This is a genomic window from Clostridium sp. TJA020 (assembly GCF_058310295.1).
The window spans coordinates 92,936-118,460 of record NZ_JBZEFC010000005.1 but is presented as its reverse complement, the minus strand read 5'-3'; the positions used below and the strand labels follow the sequence as shown (position 1 = coordinate 118,460).

Genomic DNA, 25,525 nt, shown 5'->3' with positions numbered 1-25,525 from the left:
TTCACTCACCTCATATAAATTCTCATAAATTAACTATCTAAATAAGATTACGAATGCAAATGCACCTAGAAGTCCTCCAACAATTGGAGCAATTACAGGAATCCAAGCATATTTCCAATCTGAATCCCTTTTTCCTGGGACAGGTAAAATAGCATGTGCTATTCTTGGACCTAAATCTCTTGCTGGATTTATTGCGTATCCAGTAGTACCACCAGAACTTAAACCAATTACCCAAATTAGTAAACCTACAGCAAGTGTATTAAGACCATTAGCCATTGGAACTGCATTAATTCCTAAAATAGCAAATACTAATAAGAAAGTTCCAAAGAATTCACTTATAAAGTTGAATTTACCATTTCTTATTGCAGGGCCTGTACAGAATACACCAAGTTTTCCGTCTTTATCATCAGTAACTTCAAAGTGATTATAATATTGTATAAATACCAAAGTAGCTCCTAAGAATGCTCCAATCATTTGAGCAGTTATATACATAGGAACTTGGCTCCAAGGAAAATCACCTATGGCAGCTAAGGATAAAGTTAAAGCTGGATTAAAGTGTGCTCCACTTGTTGCACCAAAGATAAAGGCAGGAACAGCAACAGCAAATGCCCAACCAGTTGTGATTACCATCCAACCACTGTTTGTGCCTTTTGTTTTCTTTAAAACAACATTTGCAACAACTCCATCTCCAAGATAAATTAAAAACATTGTGCCTATCATTTCTGCTAGAAAGTTAACCATAAAAATACCCCCATTAGATTAGTTTTATAATACAAACATTAACTATAATTGTTAATGAAATATATTCGTTAATTAAACCTATATCTAAAAAACAAAAAAGTTAAGCATAGGAAAATAAGCTATCCTAATTTATGCTTAACTCTAAATCTCTACCACATAAACACCTAATATATTCAATTTGAATGTAAACACTTTAATGAAAACATTTACAAGAATAGTATATCATATTTAAACATAATTGTAAAAATCTTTTTTTATTAAATATATATTAAATTAAAAATATATTATGCTAAAATTAAGAACATAATAGAAAATAAAAAAATAAGGTTATATAATAAAAGAAGTTAAAAAATAATACAAGGGGTTGTAAAGAAAATGAACATTAGAAAAGAAATAAAAGATTCCAAGAGAATAGTTGTAAAAGTAGGAACATCAACATTGACTTATGAAAATGGAAATATTAATTTAACAAGAATTGAAAAACTTGCAAGAGTTATTTCAGACTTAATGAATTCAGGAAAAGAAGTTGTTCTTGTAACATCAGGAGCTATAGGTGTTGGAAGTAGCAAATTAAAGCTTAAAGAAAAGCCCCAAAGTATTAGAGAAAAACAAGCAGTAGCAGCAATTGGACAATGTGAATTAATGCATATATATAGTAAATTTTTTGGAGAATACAGTCATACTGTAGGCCAAGTGTTACTTACAAGAGATGTAGTTGAGGATGATCATATAAGAAATAATGTATGTAATACATTTAATACATTATTAGAAATGGGAATAGTGCCTATAGTAAATGAAAATGATACAGTAGCAATAGATGAGATAGAAAATATAGTTAAATTTGGAGATAATGATAACCTTTCTGCAATAGTTGCAGGTCTTGTTAATGCAGATCTTTTAATAATACTTTCAGATATAGATGGATTTTATGATAAAGATCCAAGAAGTAACGAAGATGCAAAGCTTTTAAGTAAAGTATCTAAAATAACAGAAGAATTAGAGGCGGCAGCAGGTGGAGCAGGAACAAGCTTTGGAACAGGCGGAATGATTACAAAACTTTCAGCGGCCAAAACTGCAAATAATGAAGGCGTAAATATGGTTCTTGCTAATGGTAAGGAGCCTTCAATATTATTTAATATAGTAAATGGTGAAGAAATTGGTACTTTATTTTTAAAGAATGGAAAGGAGAATTAGATGAGTGAATTAATATTAAAGGGACAAAAAGCTAAAGAAGCAGCATATATATTAGCTAATCTTACAACTACAGATAAAGATAAAGCTTTAGAAAAAATGGCAAATAATCTATTAGAAAAAAGCAATGAAATAATAGAAGCAAATAAAAAAGATTTAGAAAAGGCAATTCAAAATGGTACCAATAAGGCTATGCTTGATAGATTATCATTAGATAAATCAAGAATAGAATCAATGGCTGATGGGCTTAAGCAAATTGTTAATTTGCAAGATCCAGTAGGAGAAGTTATTTCTATGTGGAATAGACCAAATGGACTTCAAATAGGTCAAAAAAGAGTTCCTATGGGAGTTATAGGAATAATATATGAAGCAAGACCAAATGTTACGTGTGATGCAGCTGGACTTTGTTTAAAAGCTGGAAATGCAGTTATATTAAGAGGTGGAAAAGAGGCAATAAATTCAAATATAGCAATAACAAAAGTTTTAAGAGAAGGACTTAAAGAAGCAGGTCTTCCAGAGGATTCAGTTCAACTTATTGAAGATACAAGTAGGGAAGTTGCAACGGAAATGATGAAGCTAAATGACTATATAGATGTCTTAATTCCAAGAGGTGGAGCAGGTCTTATAAATGCTGTTGTTAAAAATGCAACTGTTCCCGTTATAGAAACTGGAACAGGAAATTGTCATATTTATATTGATAAAGATTGTGATTTTGAAATGGCAAAAAATATAGTTGTTAATGCAAAAACATCAAGACCTGCTGTATGTAATGCTGCAGAAAGCTTGGTTATACATCAAGATGTGGCAGAAGAAATACTTCCTATTTTAGTGAAGTCTTTAAGAGAAAAAGATGTTATTTTAAGAGGGGACGAAGCTTCAAGAAAAATAATTAGTGATATTGAAGCGGCAACAGAAGAAGATTTTTATAAAGAATATTTAGATTATATTATGAGTGTTAAAATAGTAAAAGATATAGACGAGGCTATAAATCATATAAATAAACATAATACTGGACACTCAGAAGCAATAGTTACAAATAGTTATGAGAGTTCACAAAAATTTCTTCAAAGAATAGATGCAGCAGCTGTATATGTTAATGCATCAACTAGATTTACTGATGGGTCAGAATTTGGTTTTGGAGCTGAAATTGGAATAAGTACGCAAAAACTACATGCTAGAGGGCCTATGGGACTTAAAGAGCTAACAACAATAAAATATATTATATATGGTAACGGACAAATAAGATAAAAGTGGTGAGGGTATTAAATGAAACTTTGTATTCAAAAATTTGATGAATTTACAAATGATGATTTATATAAAATACTCCAAGAAAGGTTTGAAGTTTTTGCCTGTGAACAAAAGATAACATGTGAAAATGAATTTGATGGAAAAGACGAGGATTGTATACATTTATATGCAAAAGACGGAGATAAAATAGCTGCATATCTTAGAATACTTCCTAAAGGTGTTGGATATAAGGATGCAGTAGGAATAGGCAGAGTTTTAGTAAAAAAAGAATATAGAGGATATGGTTTAGCAAAAGTTGTTTTAAGAGAAGCTATAAAATATATTAAACATAATTTTAATAATGAAAAAATAAAATTATCTTCTCAGGAGTATATAAGAAGTTTATATGAATCACTTGGATTTGTTGCAATATCAGATATATATGATGAGGCAGGAATACCACATATAAAAATGATGTATAAAGGATAAATTAAAAGCCTTCAGTTTATGAACTGAAGGCTTAATTAAGATAGTATTGAAATAGTAAGTGTGGTCAACTCTAAAATTTTAGTAGCTGCCCTTACTATAATTTTCTGAATATTCAAACAAATTATACTATAAATTTAAGATAAAATCAAATTTATACTATATTATAGTATTTATATTAAAATATGTTACAATTAAATTGAAAAAATATAAAAAATAGGAAGTGGGATGATATGGCAATAAAAAAATATAAAAAAGTAATATATGCTTTTATAGCTATTTTTATTTTTTTAGGTATAGTAATATATTTTTCTAATCTTGATTTAAAATCAGACTTAAAGCCTGAAGCAAAAGGCTTTCAATGGGAAGTTACAAAAAATAATAAAAGTATGTACTTAATAGGGACTATGCATCCTATAAATAAAGAATATAATTATTTCAATAAAAATGTAAAAGATATAATAAGAAAAACTGATGTATTAGCAGTTGAAATAAATCCATCTAAAGAGGAAATAGATAATATTAATGCAAAAAATGTATATATAAATGGACATAGTATAGAAGATGAACTTAATAAAAATCAAATAAAAAATTTAAAAAGTATATGTAATGAAATAGGTATAGATTATAAAGATATAAAAAATTTAAAGCCTCATATAATTATGAATAAATTAGAATCTGTTTTATATTATAAAGCAAATCTTGTAATGGAAACTTTTGATGATATGTTAAAAGATACTATAGTTAGTAAAGGAAAAAGAGTAGTTCAATTAGAAAATATGGAATTTCAAATTGATCTTTTAAGTAAAATTAATGGACTTGAATCATTAAAGTTAAATTTAAATAATTATAAGAAGGGAAAATTTTTAGAAAGTGGAGAAGAAACTATAAAATATTCAAAAGAACTTATGGATGGATATGCTAAAGGCAATAAAGCTATTATGGAAAAGGCAATAGAATTACAAAAGAAAAATCCATTAAGTTATAGGATAATGATAACTAATAGAAATAAAGTTATGGCTAAAAAGATAGATGAGCTTTTTTTAGATAATGAAACATATACTGTAGCTGTTGGTGCATTACATTTCTTTGGTGATGAAAGTATAATAAAGATGTTAGAGAATAAAGGTTATACGGTTAACTCTATAGAATAAAAAAGTGGCTTTAAGCCACTTTTTATTTGCATACATTTAAATTTTCTATATCAGTTAAAGTTTTTACTTTATATATATTTATAACTAAACCTAATAAGATAAAGTTTATAATAGCTGATGTTCCACCATAATTTAAAAATGGTATAGCTATATCAAAAATTGGGAATATTCCTAAGTTTACAAGAATACCAAATATAAATTTAACTGAAAGTGTAGTAAGTACTACTAATATTAAAGATTGATTATAAGAATTCTTAACTTTTAATAAAGCTTTGGATATTTTAAGCAATAATAAACAACTTATTGCAACTGTAAAGAATCCTGCTAAATAACCAAATTTATATATTATAAAAGTAAGTATAAAATCGCTAAGTGATATATTAATAGAGTGTAGATCTAGATTAGGTGCTTGCCCTAAAAGTACTGAATTTTCAAGAACCTCTTTAATTTGAGTATAAACATAACCTGAACCGTAAGGATCTAAGGTTGGATTTAAAAATCCAGTAATTCTATATAATCTATATGGAGCTGATAAAATAAACATTGCAAATAATGAAAATATTACTAATAGTGAAATGATTAAATATTTATTTTTAAAGCCTTTTAATTTAAGTATGGCAAGAACACCGATTAAATAAATCATTACACAAAATAAGTTTCCTAAGTATGTCAATAAGAACCCTGGTAATATAGTCAAAGCAAGCAGTTTTAAGAAATTAAATTTTTTAGTATTATAGTAAGAAAAGTCTTTAATTAAATCACATAATGATAAAAGTAAAAGTATTGGAATTAATTCTGCTAAATTTATAGAAAAAGAACCAATAGTAAAAAAGTATTTTATTCCATTTATATATTGATTAAAAAAACTACCAAACATAATTAAAAAAATAGAAAAACCATATATATATTTTGAATAAGTTTTTATTTTTGAATAGTTAAAGTAACTTGCAAGTAAGAAACATATTAAACCGATAATTGAAAATGTGATATGTCTACTAAGGAAATATGGACTTTGTATATTAGAAACATAATATAATGCTAAAATTCCAACAAGGGAAATAATAATTGCTGTAATTATTATGCTCCATTCAGTATTTGGTTTATGAACTTTATTTAAGCTTTCACCAATTTCTTTGTAGTCACCCATACTTTCTAAAGCCTTTTTTATTGCTATATTTTCATCATTTTCTATTTTAAGATGTATAAGAGCACTTTCTTCTATATGACATAACAATTCTTCTTTGATCTCTTTATGCAGTTTTTTATTTTTTACATTTGAACAAACATTATTTAAATAATTTATAACTAAATCATTATTCTCTAATCGCACAATGGCTTCCCCCTTAAAATTTTATTTACAGTATTACTAAATAAATTCCATTCTTCTTCTTTAGTTTGTAAATGCTTTTTTCCGGTTTTTGTTATAGAATAATATTTTCTTTTCCTTTTGGTTTCACCAGATTTCCAAAAGGATTCTATGAAGCCTTCACCTTCTAATCCATGAAGTATTGGATATAAAGTGCCTTCTTTAAAAGAAAAAATACCGTTTGATGTAGCCTCAATTTCCTTTATTATTTCATATCCATACATTTCTTTTCTATTTAGTAATCCAAGAACTAAAAGAGAAGTGCTACCTTTCATTAACTCCTTATCAACTTTCATAAAACCACTCCTTATTTTAAATTCAGCTTATACCTAGATAATCTATGCATAGATTATCTAGGTATAAGTATAATATTAAAAAATATAAATTGCAATATTTTTCCTAAAATAAATTTTTAAGTCAGCTATTTCGTTGATATTGTATAAAAAGAATGTATAATTTATAAATAAAGAAAATATAAAAACTAATTATGGAAAGGATATTATATGGTAAAGGATAATTACACTTTAATAACTGGTGGGACTAAGGGGATTGGATTTGAACTTGCAAAATTATTTGCAAGGGATAGTAACAATTTAATCATTGTTGCAAGAAATGTTAATGAACTTATTGAAGTTAAAGAGTTTTTAGAAAATAAATATAAAATATTTGTGGAAATATTAGATTTAGATATAAGTGTGGATAACTCCGTTGAAAAAATTATAAATTTTGTGGAAGAAAAAAATTTAATTGTGGATAACTTAGTTAATAATGCTGGAGTCGGAAGTTTTGGTTATTTTGACGAAATAGATGAGAAAAAAGATTTAAACCTTATAAATATAAATATTATAGCATTAACTAAACTTATAAAATATTTTTTACCTAAATTAAAAAAAATGAATGATGGTGGAATATTAAATGTTGCATCAACTGCAGCATTTATTGGGGGACCAAAAATGAGCACATATTATTCTTCAAAAGCATATGTACTGACTTTATCTGAAGCTTTATATGAAGAAGCAAAAGAGTTTGGAGTAACAGTAAGTTGTCTTTGTCCTGGACCTGTAAAAACATCTTTTCAAAAAAATGCTGGAATTATTAAGTCTGAAAAAGCAAGAAAATATTTAATGGATGCAGAAATAGTAGCAAAGTGTGGGTATAATGGCTATAAAAAAAAGAAAGACATTATAATTCCAGGTTTTAAAAATAAAGTTATGATTATAGCTACAAAGTTTTTTCCAAGGAGTATAATAAGAAAAATAATATTTAATACAAATAAGTAGGAGTGTAAAATATGGGGATTTTTGAAGGGTATCTTTTAGTTTCAGATATGGATGGAACTTTATTAAATGATAAAAGAAAAATATCAGATGATGATAAAAATGCTATAAAGTATTTTAAAGAAAATGGAGGTTTATTTACTATAGCAACTGGTAGAATGCTAGAATCAGCTGATAGGTTTGCAAGAGAGCTTGATTTAAGTTTGCCCATAATACTTTATAATGGAAGTAAAGTTTATGATTATACAAGTGAAAAGGTAATTAAGGAGTATTTTTTAGAAGAAGAAAGAAAAGTAGTTATAAATAAATTACTTCAGGAAAATAAAGAAATAGGAATTGAAGTTTATTCTGAAGAAAAAATATATATATTTAAAGAATGTAAATATACAAAAAGATTTACTGGAAAAGGATATAAAGTAATATATGATATAGATGATAGTATTTGGAATGCAAAGTGGACTAAAGTATTAGTTGTTGGTGAAGAAGGTATATTGGATGAACTTGAAGCAAACTTTACAAAATATGATAGTGAAATACCTATAAGAAGTGGAGAAAGGTTTCTTGAAATTGTACCAAAATATACTTCAAAAGGACAGGCTTTAAATGATTTAATAAATGAATATAAACTCAATGATTTAAAGGTTATAACTGTTGGAGATAATATGAATGATAAAGAGTTTTTAGAAAATGCAGACTATGGTTTTATAGTTAAAAACGGAAATAAAAAATTATTAGATAAGGTTAAGTATAAAGCTCCAAGCAACAATGATAATCCTATTAAATTTATAGTAGAATGGATTGAAAATAATATAAAGTAATTAATTATCATAATGATAATTAAATTTTTAAATTTCTTGACATGGAAATTTATATAAACTAAAATAGTAAAAAAAGAATAAATTTAGAAAAGTTAAAGTACACTTTAAATTGGTCCCGTGAGGCCAGAAAGGAGTATAGAACTATGCTATTATTTAATGGAAATATTATAGCTTTGTTTAATAAGTTAAATTTAAATAAGAATGAATATACCAGGGCAATAGGGAGAGCAATTTCAATTTAAAGTAATTTGGTCTCTTTATTGTCCTTTTTGTTATGCAAAAATTTAAATTTATCTTTAAAGTGTATTTTTAGCAAGTAACTTAAATTTTTGAGGAGGGCTAAGCATGAAAGCAAAGCTTATATTAGAAAATGGAGTAATTTTTGAAGGAAAAGCCTTCGGATATCTTAAAGAAAATGTTGGAGAAGTAGTATTTACTACAGGAATGACTGGCTATCAAGAGGTTTTAACAGATCCATCATATCATGGACAAATAGTAACTATGACTTATCCTTTAATAGGAAACTACGGAATAAATTTAGAGGATATGGAATCAAACAAGCCACAAGTGAGTGGATTTATAGTTAGAGAAAAATGTGACATACCTAATAATTTTAGATGCGAATTAACATTAGATGATTATTTAAGACAAAATAAAATTATTGGTCTTGAAGGTATAGATACAAGAGCATTAACTAAAATTCTAAGAAGCAATGGAACAATGAGAGGAATTATTGTATTAGATGATTCTAAATTAGAAGACGTTAAGGGTAAAATTGAGGGTTTTTCAAATAAAGAGGCAGTACATATTGTAAGTACTAAAGAAAAATATGAAATTGAGGGTACAGGAAAGCACGTAGCTGTAATCGACTATGGTATAAAAACTAATATTCTTAGATGTTTTAAAAAGAGAGGATGTAAGTTAACGGTATTCCCATCAAATGTATCATCAGATGAAGTACTTAGTGTAAATCCTGACTTAGTATTTTTATCAAATGGACCTGGAGATCCGGAAGATTTAAAGGGAGAAATAGAAACTATAAAAAATATTATAGGAAAGAAGCCGGTAGTAGGAATATGTCTTGGTCATCAACTTTTAGCATTAAGTTTAGGCGGGAAGACAGCTAAATTAAAGTTTGGACATAGAGGTGGAAATCATCCAGTAAAAGACTTAGAAACAGGAAAAGTACATATAACATCACAAAATCATGGTTATTACGTAAATAACATTCCAAAGGATGTAGAAGTAACTCATGTAAATATAAATGATGAAACAGTAGAAGGAATGAAGCATAAAGTTATGCCAATATATTCAGTTCAATTCCATCCTGAGGCATCAGCTGGCCCTAAGGATTCAGAATATATATTTGATAGATTTTTAAATTATGCACTATAAGATACTTTAGGAGGATTGAAGTTATGCCATTAAATAAAGATATTAAAAAAGTTTTAGTTATAGGATCAGGACCGATTATTATAGGACAAGCAGCTGAGTTTGACTATTCAGGAACTCAAGCTTGCCAAGCGTTAAAGGAAGAAGGAATAGAAGTAGTTTTAATAAATTCAAATCCTGCAACAATAATGACAGATAAAGAAGTTGCAGATAAGGTTTATTTAGAGCCACTTACATTAGAGTTTGTTGAAAAAGTAATAGAAAAAGAAAGACCAGATAGTTTACTTGCAGGAATGGGGGGACAAACTGGGTTAAATCTTGCAGTAGAGCTTTATGATGCTGGAATTTTAGATAAATATAACGTAAGAGTAATAGGTACATCTATCGAATCAATAAAAGAAGGAGAAGATAGAGAGTTATTTAGAGATATGATGAACAGAATAAATGAGCCAGTTATACAAAGTGAAATTGTAACTGACTTAGATGCTGGAATTTCATTTGCAAATAAAATAGGATATCCAGTTATAGTAAGACCTGCATATACACTTGGAGGAACAGGTGGGGGAATTGCTGAAAATGAAGCGGAACTTATAGAAATATTACAATCAGGTCTTCAATTAAGTACTATAGGACAGGTTCTTTTAGAAAAGTCAGTTAAAGGATGGAAAGAAGTTGAGTATGAAGTAATGAGAGATTCATACGGAAACTGTATAACTGTATGTAATATGGAAAATATAGATCCAGTAGGAATACATACAGGAGATAGTATAGTTGTAGCACCATCACAAACATTATCAGATAAGGAATATCAAATGCTTAGAACTGCATCAATTAATATAATAAACGCAGTAGGAATTGAAGGTGGTTGTAATGTACAATTTGCTTTAAATCCAGAAAGTTTTGAATATGCAGTAATAGAAATAAATCCTAGAGTTTCAAGATCATCAGCTCTTGCTTCAAAAGCAACAGGATATCCAATAGCAAAGCTTGCTACAAAAATAGCACTTGGATATGGATTGGATGAAATAAAAAATGCAGTAACTCAGAAGACGTACGCATGCTTTGAGCCTTCATTAGATTATGTAGTTTGCAAAATACCAAAATGGCCATTTGATAAATTTTTTGGAGCTGATAGAGCTCTTGGAACAAAGATGATGGCAACTGGTGAAATAATGGCAATAGGGGCAAATTTTGAGCAAGCTTTCTTAAAAGGCATAAGAAGTTTAGAAATCGGAAGATATTCATTAGATTACAAGAAGTTTAGAGATTTAAGTATGCAAGAACTTAAAGAAAGAGTAATGGTTCCAGATGATGAAAGAATCTTTGCATTAGCAGAAATGCTTAGAAGAGATTATAGAATTGATATGGTATGCCATATAACAGGAATGGACAAGTTCTTTATAGAAAAAATAAAATGGATAGTAGATGAAGAACAAAGATTAAAGTTAAGTAAAATTGAAGATTTAAACAAAGATTGGTTATTAACATTAAAGAAAAAAGGATTCTCAGATAAAGCAATTGCAGACTTCTTAAATGTTAGTCCAGAAGAAGTATATAAATTAAGAAATATATGGAACATTAAACCGGCATATAAAATGGTTGATACTTGTGCTGGAGAGTTTGAAGCACTATCACCATATTATTATTCAACTTATGAACAATATGACGAGGTTAAAGTAACAAAGGATAAAAAGAAGGTTATAGTAATAGGATCAGGACCAATTAGAATAGGACAAGGTGTTGAATTTGACTATGCTTCAGTTCATTGTGTTAAGTCATTAAAGAACATGGGAATAGAAACAATAATAGTGAATAATAATCCAGAAACAGTAAGTACAGATTTTGATATATCAGATAAATTATACTTTGAACCATTAACAGAAGAAGATGTATTAAATATAGTTGAAAAAGAAAATCCAGATGGAGTAATTCTTCAATTTGGAGGACAAACAGCTATTAAACTTGCAAATTTCTTAAAAGAAAAAAATATACCAGCACTTGGTACAACAGCAGATCAAATTGATATGGCAGAAGATAGAGAAAAATTTGATGAGCTATTAGAAGAACTTGGTGTAGCTAGACCAAAAGGAAAGGGTGTATGGTCAGTTCAAGAAGGTTTAAATGAAGCGAAAATTCTTGGATTCCCAGTACTTGTTAGACCTTCATATGTACTTGGTGGTCAAGGTATGGAAATAACTCATGATGAGGAAGAATTAACATACTACTTAACAAATGCTTTTAAAAAAGATACAAAAAATCCAATTCTTATAGATAAATATTTAATGGGTAGAGAAATAGAAGTTGATGCTATATCAGATGGTTGTGATATATTAATACCAGGAATAATGGAACACTTAGAGAGAGCAGGAGTTCATTCAGGTGACAGTGTCACAATGTATCCAAGTCAAAATATAAGTAAAGAAATAAAAGATAAAGTATTAGAATATACAAAGAAACTTGCAACTTCAATAGGAATAAAAGGTATGATAAACATTCAATTTATAGAGTTTGAAGGAAATCTTTATGTAATAGAAGTTAATCCAAGAGCTTCAAGAACTGTTCCTTATATAAGTAAGGTTTCTGGAGTACCAATAGTAGACCTTGCAACAAAGGCAATGCTTGGATATAAAATTAAAGATTTAGGATATGGAGTAGATGTATATAAAGAGCCAAATCTTGTATCAGTTAAGGTTCCAGTATTCTCAACTCAAAAACTTCCAAATGTTGAAGTATCTTTAGGACCTGAAATGAAATCAACAGGGGAAGTCTTAGGAATTGGAAGAAATATAAAAGAAGCTTTATATAAAGGATTTGTTGCTGCTGGTATGTTAAGCAATATTGATAACGGAAAAATACTTGCAACAATTAAGAAACATGATAAGAAAGAATTTTTACCAATGGCAATAGAACTTTCAAAACTCGGATATAAATTCGTAGCAACAAAAGGAACATGTAAATTATTAAAAGATAATGGAATTGAAGCTGAAGAAGTAAGAAAAATCAATGAAGAAAATCCAAATATATTAGATGTAGTAAAGAATAAAGAAGTTGATTTAGTAATAAACACACCAACAAAGGGAAATGATTCAAAAAGGGATGGATTCTTAATAAGAAGGGCTGCTGTAGAGAGAAATATTGGAGTTATAACAGCTTTAGATACATTAAGGGCTATGATAAATGTAAGAAAAGAAAAATTAAATAGGAGGAATGATTTAGAGGTTTTTAATATAGCTGAAATATAAAAATATTAATAAAATTTAAGGTGCTATGCAAATTGTATTTGTATAGCATTTTTTTTATATGACATATAGATATTTTAATCGACAAAGTTTTTGCTATAAAAATAAAAAAATAATTAGGAATATATAATTAAATAAAACATATATTGTTAACATAAGAAAAAAATATGTTGACATGCGAACCTCTGTTCGATAAAATATAATCAAACGTGTGTTCGTATAAAAGGAGTGTTATTTATGAAATCAGATTCAAGCGTTTTTGTAAAATTAAATTACAAAAATATTGGTGAAGTTAGAAGTCTTATTATAGATAGACAAGGTAATTTTGGAGAATCAAAAAAATATTTAATGTGTGCTGGAAAATGCGACAAAAATGGATGGACAATAGTATTTAAAGCAAAAGATTTCAAAGAAGCCGAGGAGATAGTAAATAGTAGCACTTTTAAGAACACGAGACATAAAGCTATTATGTATAACTAAAATAAGCGTTAATTTATATAAATAATGAAGAATAGATATTTAATATCTATTCTTCATTTTAATATTATATATTTATAATTGATAATTAAATATCTAATAGATTTTTTTCATATGAAGAATAAAGATCTCTTAAAGTACTCATTTTACTTTCAATTTCTAAATATAGTTCTGATGCTAATTCAAAATTAGAATTTTTAAATGCTTCTTTGATTTGAGTAAATAAGCATTTCTCGTTATAAGTATCTTTCATTAAGTGGTGTCTTAATTTATTTATTTCAGTCCATCTTGTAATATCTAAATCAAGAGCTTTTTCAGCTGCATGAAGAGCCTTAGTTTCTCTTATTTCTTTCATATAGTTAATTATAACTCTATGTTCTATTTCAGTTGACCATCTATTCAAAGCTGCAATTTTAAAGCTATCAATAATTTGATCAGTAAGTGCTGGATTTCTTTTTAATGCATTTATTTTTTCTTTATTACTATCAAGTTGCATTACATTTTCAACTACAGTTGCAGGTGCTTTTCCAAAATAGCTTATTCTTTCTTCTTCAGTAAAATCTTCAAACACATCTTCTTCAGTTCTATAGGCTCTAGATTTCTCTAGGTAAGTTGCATCTTCACCAGGCTTCTTTGAAAGTTCAGCTAATAACTCATCTTTTGATTTTTTTGATTCTGATGCATATAAAATACCATCTAGCATAGCCATATATGAAATAGCGATAGTAAGATATGTATTTGAATGTGGATTTGGAGATCTAAGCTCGAACCTAGTAGCCATAGGCTTATCTAAATCTCTTATTAATCCAACAAGTATAGTTCTATTTCTTGATGGATTATCAGGTGCTGCGCCTAAAGAAGTAACAGTACAAATAGGTGCTTCAAATCCAGGTTTTAATCTTTTTAATGAATTATTAGTTGAAGATATAAATGGATTCATAACTTCATAATTTTTAAGAATACCCATTATAGCTCCATATCCTATTTCGCTTAAGAAGTGTTCTTTTCCCATATGGAATAAGTTAATTCTTCTTCCATCTTTTAATTTGGCACTAACTCCTAAGTGAGTATGCATACCTGATCCAGCTACACCGTCAATAGGCTTTGCCATAAATGTAACATCAAGACCATTTCTTCTAAATGTTTCTTGTATTAAAACTCTAATAAAAAGTTCGTTATCAGCAGCTTGTAATGCAGATGAGAATTTCCAATCAACTTCAAGCTGTTCCATTATATGATTAAAGTTACCTGAGCTATCAAGTTTTGCTCTAACTCCTCCAACTTCCTTATGACCCATTTCTGGTTCAAATCCATATTTATCCATTAAATCTAAAGTTTGTTCTAAAGCAGTTCTTACACTACCTTTAGTTCTTGTCCAATATTGTTCTTGTAAAACTTGAGATGTTGATAATTCTTCTATTAAAGCAACATCATTAGGTGTTTTAACCCAAAATTCTAATTCTGTAGCAGAAGTTAAATTTATATCTTCTAAGTCATCAATACTTATATTATAAGTAGCTAAAAGATTTGGATTTTTATTAAATTCTTCTAATAAATTCTTTTGGAAGGTTTCAACAGAGGATTTAAGTATAAATCTTGAGTCAACAGGTTTATTATCATGATATAAGAAACAAGGAATTCTAAGTGTTCCGACAGGTTTGTTAGTTGAAGGGTCTATATTATCATAATTATAGTCAATGAACCAATTACAATCTAGATCAGCAATCATATCGACTTTAGCGTTATTTAGAGTAGCTATGTTAGGTAGTACTACTGAAGAACCGTCAGTTTGAACTGCAACGCCATTTAGGAAGGAATCAATATCGTCTAAAAAAAGAGATACTGGTATTTTTTCGTCAGTATCATTTCCTGATAAATCAATTCCAACTAAGGATACAAATTTGATTTGTGGATTTTCTGTTAATATTTCTTTTATACTATTTTTATTATGTGTTTCTTTTGGTAGTGTGTAAATTAAATTGTCAATCATAATATATATTCTAGATATTATGCTATATTTAAAATTATATCTAGAAATAAGTCACATCCTTTCTACAGTTAAGTCGAATGAAATTATGAACATTTCGTTAAATGTTCGGAATTAAAATCTTAGAAAAATTTTACTACAAGATATATTTATAGTCAATAAATGAAAATAAAAATATTTATGTACATATAGATTTATTTTTATTAAAGTTATAGAATATGAAGTATATTAGTTTATAAAGAGTGGAGTGATTAGGCTTTGGATAAAAAACAATTGCCAATAGGATTTTTTGATTCAGGAGTTGGAGGTTTAAGTGTATTAAAAGAAGCTATAAAACTTATGCCAAATGAAAATTACATATATTTTGGAGATTCTAAAAATGCTCCCTATGGAACAAAGGATATGAAAGAGGTTAGAGATTTAACTTTTAATGCGGTTGAATTTCTATTAAGTAAAGGAATAAAGGCTTTAGCTGTGGCTTGTAATACAGCAACTAGCGCAGCTGTTGCTGAACTTAGGAGAGTATATAAAGATTTACCTATAGTAGGAATAGAACCAGCTGTAAAACCTGCAGTTGAATTACATAAAGATGGAGATATAATAATTATGGCAACTCCATTTACATTAACACATAGAAAATTCCAAAGACTTTTAGAAGGCTATAAAAATGAGGCGAATATAACTCCTATGCCTTGTGGGGGATTAATGGAATTTGTAGAACGTGGAGATTTAGATAGTTTAGAACTTAAAAATTATCTTAGAGATAAATTTAAAGACTATAAAGATAAAGATATAGCTGCAATAGTTCTTGGCTGTACACATTATCCATTTATAAAAGAGCGTTTAATAGAAATAGTCGGGAAAGATGTTCCTATAATAGATGGAGGGGAAGGTACAGTGAGAGAACTTAGAAGAAGGATGGGTTTAAAGGATTTAATAAATGATTCAACTGAAAGGGGAAGTATAACTTTCTATAATTCATTAGAAGATAATGAAATAATAAAATTGAGTGAAAGATTATTGAAATCTTAAAAAATAATAGTACTAAATTTAGTACTATTATTTTTTATTAATATGAAACATATTTAATTTTTAATCATATAATTAATTAAGAGAGAAAAATTTTTTAAAAAAGTTTGTTAAATAGTTGACAAATAAAAATGAACTTGGTATATTATAATTGTAAAATGAATTGTCAGAAAATTTGAAAAACAAATAAAATTTAAAGTGTTTATATATAAGAATTAATTTATGAGGTGATTTATATGATTATAAATGTTAGAGAGTTTTTAGGAGAAAATTTTGCTGTTGAAGATGCTATAGTACTAAGGGAACAAATAAAAAATAATTTAAATGAAGAAGTAGTTTTAGACTTTGAAGGACTAGATAGAGTACCAAGTACATTCTTAACTTGTCTTTTTAGTGAATTAATAAATAGAAATGGAAGAGAAACAATTTTTAACGCTATTAATGTTAAGAACTTAACAAACTATAATGATTTTTCAAGAGTAGTAATGGGAACAACATTTTTAAATTAATAAATGGAGTAAAATAATATGAATTTTTATAATCATAAGAAGTTATAGTCTTTTTAAATAAAGATAGTAACTTCTTATTTTTTATAAAAAATTATAATGAAAAAACTAATAAAGTTATCATTTAAAATTAATTCATTATTAACATGTTTGAATTATAATAATAAATAAAAATTTATTATATTATTAGGAGTGATAAAATGAGTATTATAAGTGAAATAATAAGCTTTATACTTCATTTAGATAAATATTTAAACATATTTATTATGAACTATGGTATATGGGTTTATGCTATATTGTTCTTTATAATTTTAATTGAAACAGGGTTAGTTGTTACTCCATTTTTACCAGGTGACTCTTTAATATTTGCATCAGCAGCCTTTGCGGCAAGTGGAGTATTAAATTTAGGAGTTTTATTAATTTTGTTATCATTTGCTGCAATAATAGGTGATACTTTAAACTATAATATAGGTAAATACTTAGGTAGCAAATTGCTTTTAAAAGGAGATTCTAAGTTTATAAAGAAAGAGCATATAGAAAAAACTAATTCTTATTATGATAAGTATGGTGGAAAAACTTTAGTACTTGCAAGATTTATTCCGATTGTTCGTACTTTTGCACCATTTGTTGCTGGAATTGGTTCTATGAAATATAAAAAGTTTATATCTTATAATGCAATTGGTGGAATAGTATGGGTATTTATAGTATCTATGCTTGGGTACTTTTTTGGTAATATATCATTTATAAAAAGCAATTTTTCAATGATATTTATATTTATAGTAATAATTTCAATTGTACCAATTATAATTACCGCTATAAAAGGAAAAGTAGCAAGCAATAATTAGGGTTAAACAATAATTTGTTTAATAAGATTAAATGATATATAATTTCCTTATAATATTTATTATCTATTATTTTTATATGAATTTATATGAAGTATTTGGATAATAATAGATAATAGTTTAATTTTGAAAGGAGAATTTATTATGAAAAATCCAATAGTTACAATTGAAATGGAAAATGGGAAAGTTATAAAAGCAGAATTATATCCAGAGGTAGCAGAAAATACAGTTGATAATTTTATACATTTAATAAATATGGGATTCTATGATGGGTTAATATTTCACAGAGTAATTCCAGGATTCATGATTCAAGGAGGATGTCCAGAAGGAACAGGAATGGGTGGTCCAGGATATTCAATTAAAGGAGAGTTTACAAGAAACGGATTCAAAAATGAATTAAAACACCATAGAGGAGTTTTATCAATGGCAAGAGCTATGCACCCAGATTCAGCTGGTAGTCAATTCTTTATAATGGTTGCTGATGCTCCACACTTAGATGGACAATATGCTTCATTTGGTAAAGTAATTGAAGGAATTGAAGTTGCTGATGAAATAGTTAAAGCTCCAAGAGATCGTATGGATAGACCAAGAGAAGATCAAAAGATAAAGAAGGTTACAGTAGATTTAGGGGATTATAAAGCTAAAGAACCACAAATATTAGAAGATTAAGAGGTGAGCTAAATGGTAAAAAGTAAAGCTTTATTAGTACATGGCTTATCAGAAGAAGAAATAAATTCATTAAAACCATTAGCTAAAATAATAGAAATAAAGCCAGAAATGGTAGAATTAAAAATACATGAAATAGCTTCAGGAAAAGTAGTTGAAGAAATTATTGAAGAAACAGAATTACCTGATGAGAAAGCTATATTATTTAGTGGATTTTCAGATAAGGAAGTTCAAGTTTTGGTGAAGAAAGTAAGAAGTTCTGTTCAAGGCGGGGTACTTGCAGTAGTAACTCCAATGTCACGTAACTGGTCATTTAAATATTTATTAAGCCATCTTATAGAGGAAAGAGAATGGTATAAGAGTCAGAACAAAAGAGGAGTGTAATAAGTTTTGAGTAGAGTTGGGAATAAGATAAAAGAAGCTAGACTTAAAGTTAATATGCCTCAAAAAGTATTAGCTAAAAAGCTTGGTGTTTCAGAGAAATTTATAAATGAAATAGAACTTGGTCGTAGAATTGCTCAAGAGAGTTTAATAAATAAAGCGGCTAAAGTTTTAAATGTAGATTTAAATGATGTAAATATGGTAGTTACAGATGAAGATTTAATGAATGAAAAGAAACTTGCTAAAGATATAAAACCAAGTTTTAAAAAAGATAATAAGTCTGATGCAGTATGGGAAAATGCATTTTCATCTGTTCTAAAAAATGTTCCGATATATGATTATTCTTTAAATAATGCAAAAGGATATAAGGAATTACCAATACACTCTAATAAAATTGAAGGATATCCTCAAGATAAAGTTATCTATATTGAAATTCAAGATGACGATATGAGTGGATTTAGAATGGCAAAAGGTGATTTGGTATTTGGACATTTAGTTACAGAGTTTAGTCAAAATGGTTTTTATTTAGTTCATTATAAAGGCTCAACAAAAATTAGGGAAATAAAAAAATTAGATAATGCAAAAGCTTTATTAATGAGTAATAGAAGTGGACTAATGACTGAAACTGTTGAATTTAAAAACATGAAGTTAATAGCGAAATTAGATAAAATAGAAATAAAACTTTAAAAGTGCATCTATTATAGATGCACTTTTTTTATATCAAAAAACATAGTAAGTCCATATTATACTAATTATATAAATAATTTTGAGGTGAAATATATATTGGAAAATAATATAAATTATTCACTAGGAAAATATAGATCATTAACTAAAGATATAATTAATAGAATTAATAATTTCAAAGGTAAAGTTGTTGAAGGACAAAATTTAATTGAAGTTATAATAATTAGTGGGGATAATGTGGATAATATTTCACAAATTGTGGATAACTTAGGAGGGAAATATGAAAATTTGGGATATGGTTATGGAATAGTAACTGTACCTGTGGATAAGTTATATCAATTAGAACAATATAAAACAATACAATATATTGAATTACCAAAAGAGTTATATATATCAGATTCTAGTAGTAATAGAGCTGCATGTGTTCAAAGAGTTAGAGGAAGTTATGATGTTGATGGTACTGGAGTAGTTATAGGATTTATAGATACAGGAATAGATTACATGCATCCAGCATTTAGAAATGAAGATGGGACTACAAGAATTGAATATATATATGATTTAAGTTTAGATGGTAAAGTATATAATAAAAATCAAATAAATGAAGCTATAAATAGTGTGGATCCAACTAATATAGTTCCATCAATAGATGTAATAGAGCATGGTACACATGTTGCTGGAATAGCTTGCGCAGGTGGGAATATTCCACAAAATAATTATGGAGTTGCTCCAAAAAGTTCAATAATAATGGTAAAGGCAAATAGAGGTAGATTTGCTTTAAGTACTCAAATACTTAGGGGAATTAAATTTTTAGTTGATAAGAGTAAAGAATTGAATATGCCATTAGTTGTTAATATAAGTTTAAGTACAAATGATGGAGCTCATAATGGAAATTCATTATTAGAAAAATATATAAGTACAGTTTGTGACTTAGAAAGAATAACTGTTGTTGTTGCGGCTGGAAATGAAGGAGATGCAGCACACCATGTTGGTGGAGAACTTAGAGATGAGCAAGAGATTTCTATAAATGTTGAAGAAGATGAACCTTATGTTGAGTTAGCTATTTATAAGGATATATTGCCTAAACTATCTATTCAAATTACAAATCCAACTGGTAAAAGTAGTGGAGAAATATTAATTAATAATGGTCTTAATGAAATTTATTTAGATGGAGATAGAATAGTAATATATGCATCTGGCCCCAAGCCTTTTGATTTAGTTGGGGAGATAACTATAGCTTTTATAGCAGGTGGATTTTATTTGATAAATGGTGAATGGAAGATAAAAATAAAGGTTGTAAATGAGTATAGGGGATATTATGATATATGGCTTCCTATTAGAGAAGGATTAAATACTAACACAAAGTTTTTAAAGCCAACTCTTTTTAATACATTAGGAATACCAGCAACAGTTCAGAATGTTATATCAGTAGGAAGTTATAATTATTTAACTAATACAATATCTCCTTTTAGTGGAAGAGGTAAAATTCGAAATACATCATTTATAAAACCGGATATAATAGCGCCAGGTGAAGGAATTATAGCACCAGTACCATTTAATACATTTGATTCAAAAAGTGGAACTTCTATGGCTACACCACATGTTGCTGGTATAGCTGCATTACTTATGCAATGGGGAATAGTTAATGGAAATGATACATTTTTATTTGGGGAAAGACTTAAAAATTATTTAGTAAGAGGAGCTAAAAGAGATAGACCTAGCATAACTTATCCTAGTTCTTTATGGGGTTATGGAACTATTTGTGCATTTAATTCATTTGAAATATTAAGAAATGATTTAAATATTCCAGCACAGAATAGACAAATTAAGAGAATAAGAAAAATTGTTGAGTATGTTGGAGATTTAGAAGCAGCATTATCAAAATATCCAGATGTAAATTTAATTATTTTAGATGAAAATTTTGCTGTAATAGATGTTTTAGAAAGTGATTTAAAGAGGATAGTAGATACAACTAGTGAAATTGTTTATGTAGAAGCATCTCCAGTATATACTTTAAATGATGTTTCTCCAGTTGAAGCATCTGGAGCTACGTTATTTCATGATAATCCATACCTTTCTTTAAATGGAAGAGGTGTTATGGTTGGAATAATAGATAGTGGTATAGATTATATGAATAAAGAATTTATGAGAGAAGATAACACAACAAGAATATCTTATTTATGGGATCAATCTATAGAAGATGGAAAAGCACCTAGTAGTTTTAATTATGGAGTTGAGTTTTCGGAAAATCAGATAAATGATGCAATAAATGCAGGTCTTTCAGGTGGAGATCCATATTCTATAGTTAATAGTAGGGATGAAATAGGGCATGGGACTATGGTTGCTGGAATAATTGGAGCAAGAGGTAGAGAGAGTGAAGAAATAATTGGTGCAGCCCCAGATTGTAATTTTACAATTGTAAAGTTAAGAGAGGCTTCTGAAACCTATCTTAGAAATTTTGGAGTAACTAATAGTGGTATTGGAAGATATGAAAATGTTGATTTAATACTTGGAATAAGATTTATATTAAATAAGGCACGACAACTAAATGTACCTGTTGTAATATATATACCAGCTGGGACTAATGTAGGTTCTCATGATGGAACATCTATACTTGAAAGATTTATAGGAGATGCTTCAAAAAGGAGAGGACTTGCGGTGGTTGCTTGCACTGGAAATGAAGGAGATTCTGATACTCATACATCAGGTAAATTAGAATCAACTGGAGATATAAAAACAATTGAACTTAGTGTTGATAGAAGACAGCAAGAGCTATATATGGAAATATGGTGTAATAAACCTGATAAAATATCTTTATCAATAGTTTCACCTTCTGGAGAATTTATTGATAAAATACCAGCAAGACTTGGACAAATTGAAGAAGTTAGATTTGTTTTTGAAGGAACCAAAATGTCTATACAATATTTTATTCCAGAAGAAATAACTGGGGATGAATTAATAAGAATAAAAATGGAAAATTTAAGAGAGGGTATATGGCAATTTAGGTTAATAGGAGATTATTTAGTTAATGGTGGATATAATGCATGGATACCACAAAGAGAATTATTAGCTCCAGAAACTAAATTTTTAAATCCAAGTCAATATACTACACTTATGTTACCTTCAACAGCAGAAATGGCTATAGTTTCAGGTTATTATAATCAAAATAATAATGCGTCAGTTGGAAAGTCAGGAAGAGGAAATACTAGAGATGGAAGAGTTAAACCAGATATTGCATGTGGAGGAATAAATGCTACTGTACTTGTACCTGGTGGAGGGACTAAGGTTGCATCTGGGTCTTCAATTGGAGGAGCTGTTTTAGCAGGCTGTTGCGCATTACTTCTTCAATGGGGAATAATTGATGGAAATGATCCAGCTATGTATTCTGTGAAAATGAAAACTTATATAATAAGAGGATCTGAAAAGAGAGAAGGAGATACTTATCCTAATAGACAGTGGGGATATGGAATGATTAGTATGAAAGGATTATTTGATAATATAAGAAGTAGAGGATATAGTGAGTTTTATGTTGGTGATATGTTTGTAAGAAAGCCTAATAAATAATTTCACAAATATAAACATTAAAGCATAATCTATTTATAAAGTAATATTAAGGAGTAATTAATGGCTGAAAAGGGTCGATTAAGATTACAATGTTTTAATGGCGATAGCTTTATTCCGTTAGATGGTTGTAAGGCAACTATAACAACTAATGATGGTAATGAAAAAATTGTTGAATTAGTAACAGATTCTTCTGGAAAAACTCAAACTATAGAGCTTGAAACACCACCTTTAGAAAATTCTCAATCTCCATCAGGTGGAATACCATATAGTTTATGTGATATAAAGGTTGAGAGAAATGGATTTGAAACATTTATAGTAAGAGGATGTCAAATATATCCTGTAGAAACTGCATTTCAAGTTTGCAACTTAAATCAAATTAATACAAGTAGAGCAAGTAGACAAGAAGTAATAGTTGTACAACCTAATAGACTTGTTGGAGATTTTCCAAGGAAGATACCTGAGGATGTAGAGAAGGAATTACCACCACCATCAAGTGGAGTAGTTCTTCCAAAGCCAGTTGTACCAGAATTTATAATTGTTCATGAAGGAACACCAAATTCATATGGTGTAAATCGTAGAGTATTATATAGAGATTATATAAAAAATGTTGCATCAAGTGAGATATATTCAACTTGGTCAAGTAATACCATAAGAGCTAATGTTTTTTGTATAATATCATTTACTTTAAACAGAATTTACACAGAGTGGTACAGGTCAAAAGGTAAGAACTTCGATATAACAAATTCAACTGCTTATGATCATGCTTTTAGTTATGGAAGAAATATATATGATAATATTAGCAATATAGTAGATGAGATATTCTCAACATATGTAAGAAGAATAGGAAGAAAACAACCACTTTTAACCCAGTATTGTGATGGAAAAAATGTTAGTTGTCCTGGATGGTTAACTCAATGGGGAAGTAAGGAATTAGGTGATCAAGGAAGAACACCTTATGATATTTTAAAATTTTATTATGGAAACAATATAGAACTTACAACAGCAGAAGTAGTAAAAGGAAGTCCTAAATCTTATCCAGGTTATGATTTAACTGTAGGTTCAAGAGGAGAGCCTGTTAGAGTAACACAAGAATATTTAAATAGGATAGCTACAAACTATCCTTTAATTCCAAAGGTAGCTCAAGATGGAATTTATGGCAGTAGGACACAAAATCAAGTTAAGGTTTTTCAAAGTGTATTTGGATTACCACAAACAGGTATTGTTGATTACAGAACTTGGTATAAAATATCTGAAATATATGTAGGAGTAACAAGAATAGCGGAATTAAAATAATAATTAAAAAAATAAGCACTAGTATAGATTCTAGTGCTTATTTTTTAGCTATTTAAATAAGTTCTATTTTTTAAATAAAACTTAACACATTGAAATACAAATATAAGACTTAAAAATCCGAACAATGGATAAAGTGTAGAAATTAAATTTCCAAATCCTAAAAGAGATATTGGGAATGCTATAAAAATTACTAAGATAACAGACTTTTTAAAATTCATTTTAAATATTTCTTCTAATGTTTTGCTTATTGAATAAACATCAGATACTTCAGTCGAGAACATTTCCAATAATATAACCATAAGTAATAATGCTTGCAATATATAGCTAAAGCGTTGGGATACAAATAATAATGGAATTTCATATTGATAAATATAAGGTTGATTTATAGTTAGAAGTAAATTTATCATGAGACAAAGAATTGTTAAGCCTAAAGCACCAGAAACAACTCCTAATGTCATAGTTTTGGTATTTTTGATTCTAGTACTTAAAGGAACAAGAACACCACTACAGCATAAAATATTATATCCTGCATATAAAATTGTTGATAATACTAATCCTTTATCTTTTGGAGCCTCAAAAGATAATATATTATCAAAAGTTATAAGATCTCTACATAGGATAAAATAAAGTATCGTTATTGTAGTTATTGTAAATATAAGAGTTGGAACAATAAAAGAATTTACTTCAATTAGTCCATTAGTTCCTCTAAATAGGAAAAAAATAGCTATACCCATCATAATTAATGTTCCAACTATTTTTGGAAGACCAAAAAACTGATTAATAAGAGCACCACTTCCAGCAAGAATTATAGATGCGCTCGATATTAAGTAAATAGTTGTTATTCCACCAGTAATTTTTCCAAAAAAGTTTGGACTTATCTTATGTATTACATCTCCATAAGATTTTAGTTTGTATTTCATACCAATTTTTGAAATTATAGTTCCCATGGCAATATAAAATATTCCACAAATTATTATTGATATAAAACTCATTACACCAAATGAAGTGAAAAATTGAGTTATTTCTTTTCCAGAAGCAAGTCCAGCACCAACAACTGTACCAATAAAAACAACTGCAACTTGAAATATTTTAATTAACTCTTTTTTCAAAGTGTTACCTCCTTAAATAAAATTATTCTTAATAACAAATATACAAGCTAAACTTAAGATTTATTCTATTTATAAGTGAATAAGGTATATTTTCTAAGG

22 protein-coding genes are annotated in these 25,525 nt (G+C 28.1%); 17 read left to right on the top strand and 5 right to left on the bottom strand.

Annotated elements, in window-relative coordinates; all coding sequences use genetic code 11:
* Positions 1 to 33: 33 nt before the first annotated feature.
* A complete protein-coding gene (locus AC4FQ1_RS09420) occupies positions 34 to 741 on the bottom strand; it encodes an MIP/aquaporin family protein (protein WP_303127274.1) in 708 nt (235 codons plus the stop codon).
* Between the two features lie 375 nt (positions 742 to 1,116).
* Here AC4FQ1_RS09420 and proB point away from each other — a divergent pair, with 375 nt between their 5' ends.
* From proB to AC4FQ1_RS09400, 4 genes are all read left to right on the top strand, one after another.
* Positions 1,117 to 1,935 (top strand): glutamate 5-kinase, encoded by an 819-nt coding sequence (proB, locus tag AC4FQ1_RS09415; RefSeq protein ID WP_491169542.1) that lies wholly within the window; start codon positions 1,117 to 1,119, stop codon positions 1,933 to 1,935.
* Positions 1,936 to 3,180, top strand: coding sequence for a glutamate-5-semialdehyde dehydrogenase (locus AC4FQ1_RS09410; protein WP_491169541.1), 1,245 nt, complete (start codon positions 1,936 to 1,938; stop codon positions 3,178 to 3,180).
* A gap of 18 nt (positions 3,181 to 3,198) precedes the next feature.
* Entirely contained in the window at positions 3,199 to 3,648 is a 450-nt protein-coding gene (locus AC4FQ1_RS09405) for a GNAT family N-acetyltransferase (RefSeq protein WP_491169540.1), read from the top strand.
* Positions 3,649 to 3,878: 230 nt separating this feature from the next.
* On the top strand, positions 3,879 to 4,799 hold the full coding sequence (locus AC4FQ1_RS09400; protein WP_491169539.1) for a TraB/GumN family protein: 921 nt from the start codon (positions 3,879 to 3,881) through the stop codon (positions 4,797 to 4,799).
* 22 nt (positions 4,800 to 4,821) lie between these two features.
* Here AC4FQ1_RS09400 and AC4FQ1_RS09395 read toward each other — a convergent pair whose 3' ends face one another.
* Both AC4FQ1_RS09395 and AC4FQ1_RS09390 read right to left on the bottom strand, forming a co-directional pair.
* Positions 4,822 to 6,129 carry an FtsW/RodA/SpoVE family cell cycle protein gene (locus tag AC4FQ1_RS09395; RefSeq protein WP_491169538.1) on the bottom strand — a complete coding sequence of 436 codons (1,308 nt, stop codon included), beginning with the start codon at positions 6,127 to 6,129 and terminating at the stop codon, positions 4,822 to 4,824.
* Positions 6,120 to 6,461, bottom strand: a complete 342-nt coding sequence (locus tag AC4FQ1_RS09390; protein WP_491169537.1) for a PadR family transcriptional regulator — start codon at positions 6,459 to 6,461, stop codon at positions 6,120 to 6,122. Before AC4FQ1_RS09390 ends, AC4FQ1_RS09395 begins: the two co-directional genes overlap by 10 nt.
* Before the next feature lie 207 nt (positions 6,462 to 6,668).
* Here AC4FQ1_RS09390 and AC4FQ1_RS09385 point away from each other — a divergent pair, with 207 nt between their 5' ends.
* From AC4FQ1_RS09385 to AC4FQ1_RS09365, 5 genes are all read left to right on the top strand, one after another.
* Entirely contained in the window at positions 6,669 to 7,445 is a 777-nt protein-coding gene (locus tag AC4FQ1_RS09385; RefSeq protein ID WP_491149249.1) for an SDR family NAD(P)-dependent oxidoreductase, read from the top strand.
* An 11-nt stretch (positions 7,446 to 7,456) separates the two neighbouring features.
* Positions 7,457 to 8,260, top strand: coding sequence for an HAD family hydrolase (locus AC4FQ1_RS09380; RefSeq protein WP_491169536.1), 804 nt, complete (start codon positions 7,457 to 7,459; stop codon positions 8,258 to 8,260).
* Between the two features lie 345 nt (positions 8,261 to 8,605).
* A complete protein-coding gene (carA, locus tag AC4FQ1_RS09375; RefSeq protein ID WP_491149245.1) occupies positions 8,606 to 9,655 on the top strand; it encodes a glutamine-hydrolyzing carbamoyl-phosphate synthase small subunit in 1,050 nt (349 codons plus the stop codon).
* Between the two features lie 23 nt (positions 9,656 to 9,678).
* Positions 9,679 to 12,894 carry a carbamoyl-phosphate synthase large subunit gene (gene carB / locus AC4FQ1_RS09370; RefSeq protein WP_491169535.1) on the top strand — a complete coding sequence of 1,072 codons (3,216 nt, stop codon included), beginning with the start codon at positions 9,679 to 9,681 and terminating at the stop codon, positions 12,892 to 12,894.
* 234 nt (positions 12,895 to 13,128) lie between these two features.
* Positions 13,129 to 13,371, top strand: coding sequence for a hypothetical protein (locus tag AC4FQ1_RS09365; protein ID WP_303127292.1), 243 nt, complete (start codon positions 13,129 to 13,131; stop codon positions 13,369 to 13,371).
* 85 nt (positions 13,372 to 13,456) lie between these two features.
* On the opposite strand, the gene AC4FQ1_RS09360 is transcribed toward AC4FQ1_RS09365, so the two are convergent.
* Positions 13,457 to 15,358, bottom strand: a complete 1,902-nt coding sequence (locus tag AC4FQ1_RS09360; protein WP_491169534.1) for a type I glutamate--ammonia ligase — start codon at positions 15,356 to 15,358, stop codon at positions 13,457 to 13,459.
* A gap of 255 nt (positions 15,359 to 15,613) precedes the next feature.
* Between AC4FQ1_RS09360 and murI the strand changes: the two genes are divergently transcribed.
* From murI to AC4FQ1_RS09320, 8 genes are all read left to right on the top strand, one after another.
* Entirely contained in the window at positions 15,614 to 16,387 is a 774-nt protein-coding gene (gene murI, locus AC4FQ1_RS09355; protein ID WP_303127296.1) for a glutamate racemase, read from the top strand.
* A 233-nt stretch (positions 16,388 to 16,620) separates the two neighbouring features.
* Positions 16,621 to 16,893 carry an STAS-like domain-containing protein gene (locus AC4FQ1_RS09350; protein WP_303127298.1) on the top strand — a complete coding sequence of 91 codons (273 nt, stop codon included), beginning with the start codon at positions 16,621 to 16,623 and terminating at the stop codon, positions 16,891 to 16,893.
* A 197-nt stretch (positions 16,894 to 17,090) separates the two neighbouring features.
* On the top strand, positions 17,091 to 17,735 hold the full coding sequence (locus AC4FQ1_RS09345; RefSeq protein ID WP_303127300.1) for a DedA family protein: 645 nt from the start codon (positions 17,091 to 17,093) through the stop codon (positions 17,733 to 17,735).
* Positions 17,736 to 17,876: 141 nt separating this feature from the next.
* Complete coding sequence (locus AC4FQ1_RS09340) at positions 17,877 to 18,401, top strand: peptidylprolyl isomerase (RefSeq protein WP_303127302.1); 525 nt, start codon at positions 17,877 to 17,879, stop codon at positions 18,399 to 18,401.
* Between the two features lie 12 nt (positions 18,402 to 18,413).
* Entirely contained in the window at positions 18,414 to 18,782 is a 369-nt protein-coding gene (locus AC4FQ1_RS09335) for a DUF3783 domain-containing protein (RefSeq protein WP_491149238.1), read from the top strand.
* A 6-nt stretch (positions 18,783 to 18,788) separates the two neighbouring features.
* Positions 18,789 to 19,466, top strand: coding sequence for a helix-turn-helix domain-containing protein (locus tag AC4FQ1_RS09330; RefSeq protein ID WP_303127306.1), 678 nt, complete (start codon positions 18,789 to 18,791; stop codon positions 19,464 to 19,466).
* 96 nt (positions 19,467 to 19,562) lie between these two features.
* Positions 19,563 to 23,024: a S8 family serine peptidase gene (locus tag AC4FQ1_RS09325; RefSeq protein WP_491169533.1), complete on the top strand. Its 3,462-nt coding sequence runs from the start codon at positions 19,563 to 19,565 to the stop codon at positions 23,022 to 23,024.
* A 60-nt stretch (positions 23,025 to 23,084) separates the two neighbouring features.
* Positions 23,085 to 24,317: a peptidoglycan-binding domain-containing protein gene (locus AC4FQ1_RS09320; protein WP_303127310.1), complete on the top strand. Its 1,233-nt coding sequence runs from the start codon at positions 23,085 to 23,087 to the stop codon at positions 24,315 to 24,317.
* Between the two features lie 44 nt (positions 24,318 to 24,361).
* Here the strand turns inward: AC4FQ1_RS09320 and AC4FQ1_RS09315 are convergent, their stop codons facing one another.
* A complete protein-coding gene (locus AC4FQ1_RS09315; RefSeq protein ID WP_303127312.1) occupies positions 24,362 to 25,426 on the bottom strand; it encodes a YkvI family membrane protein in 1,065 nt (354 codons plus the stop codon).
* Between the last annotated feature and the right edge of the window lie 99 nt (positions 25,427 to 25,525).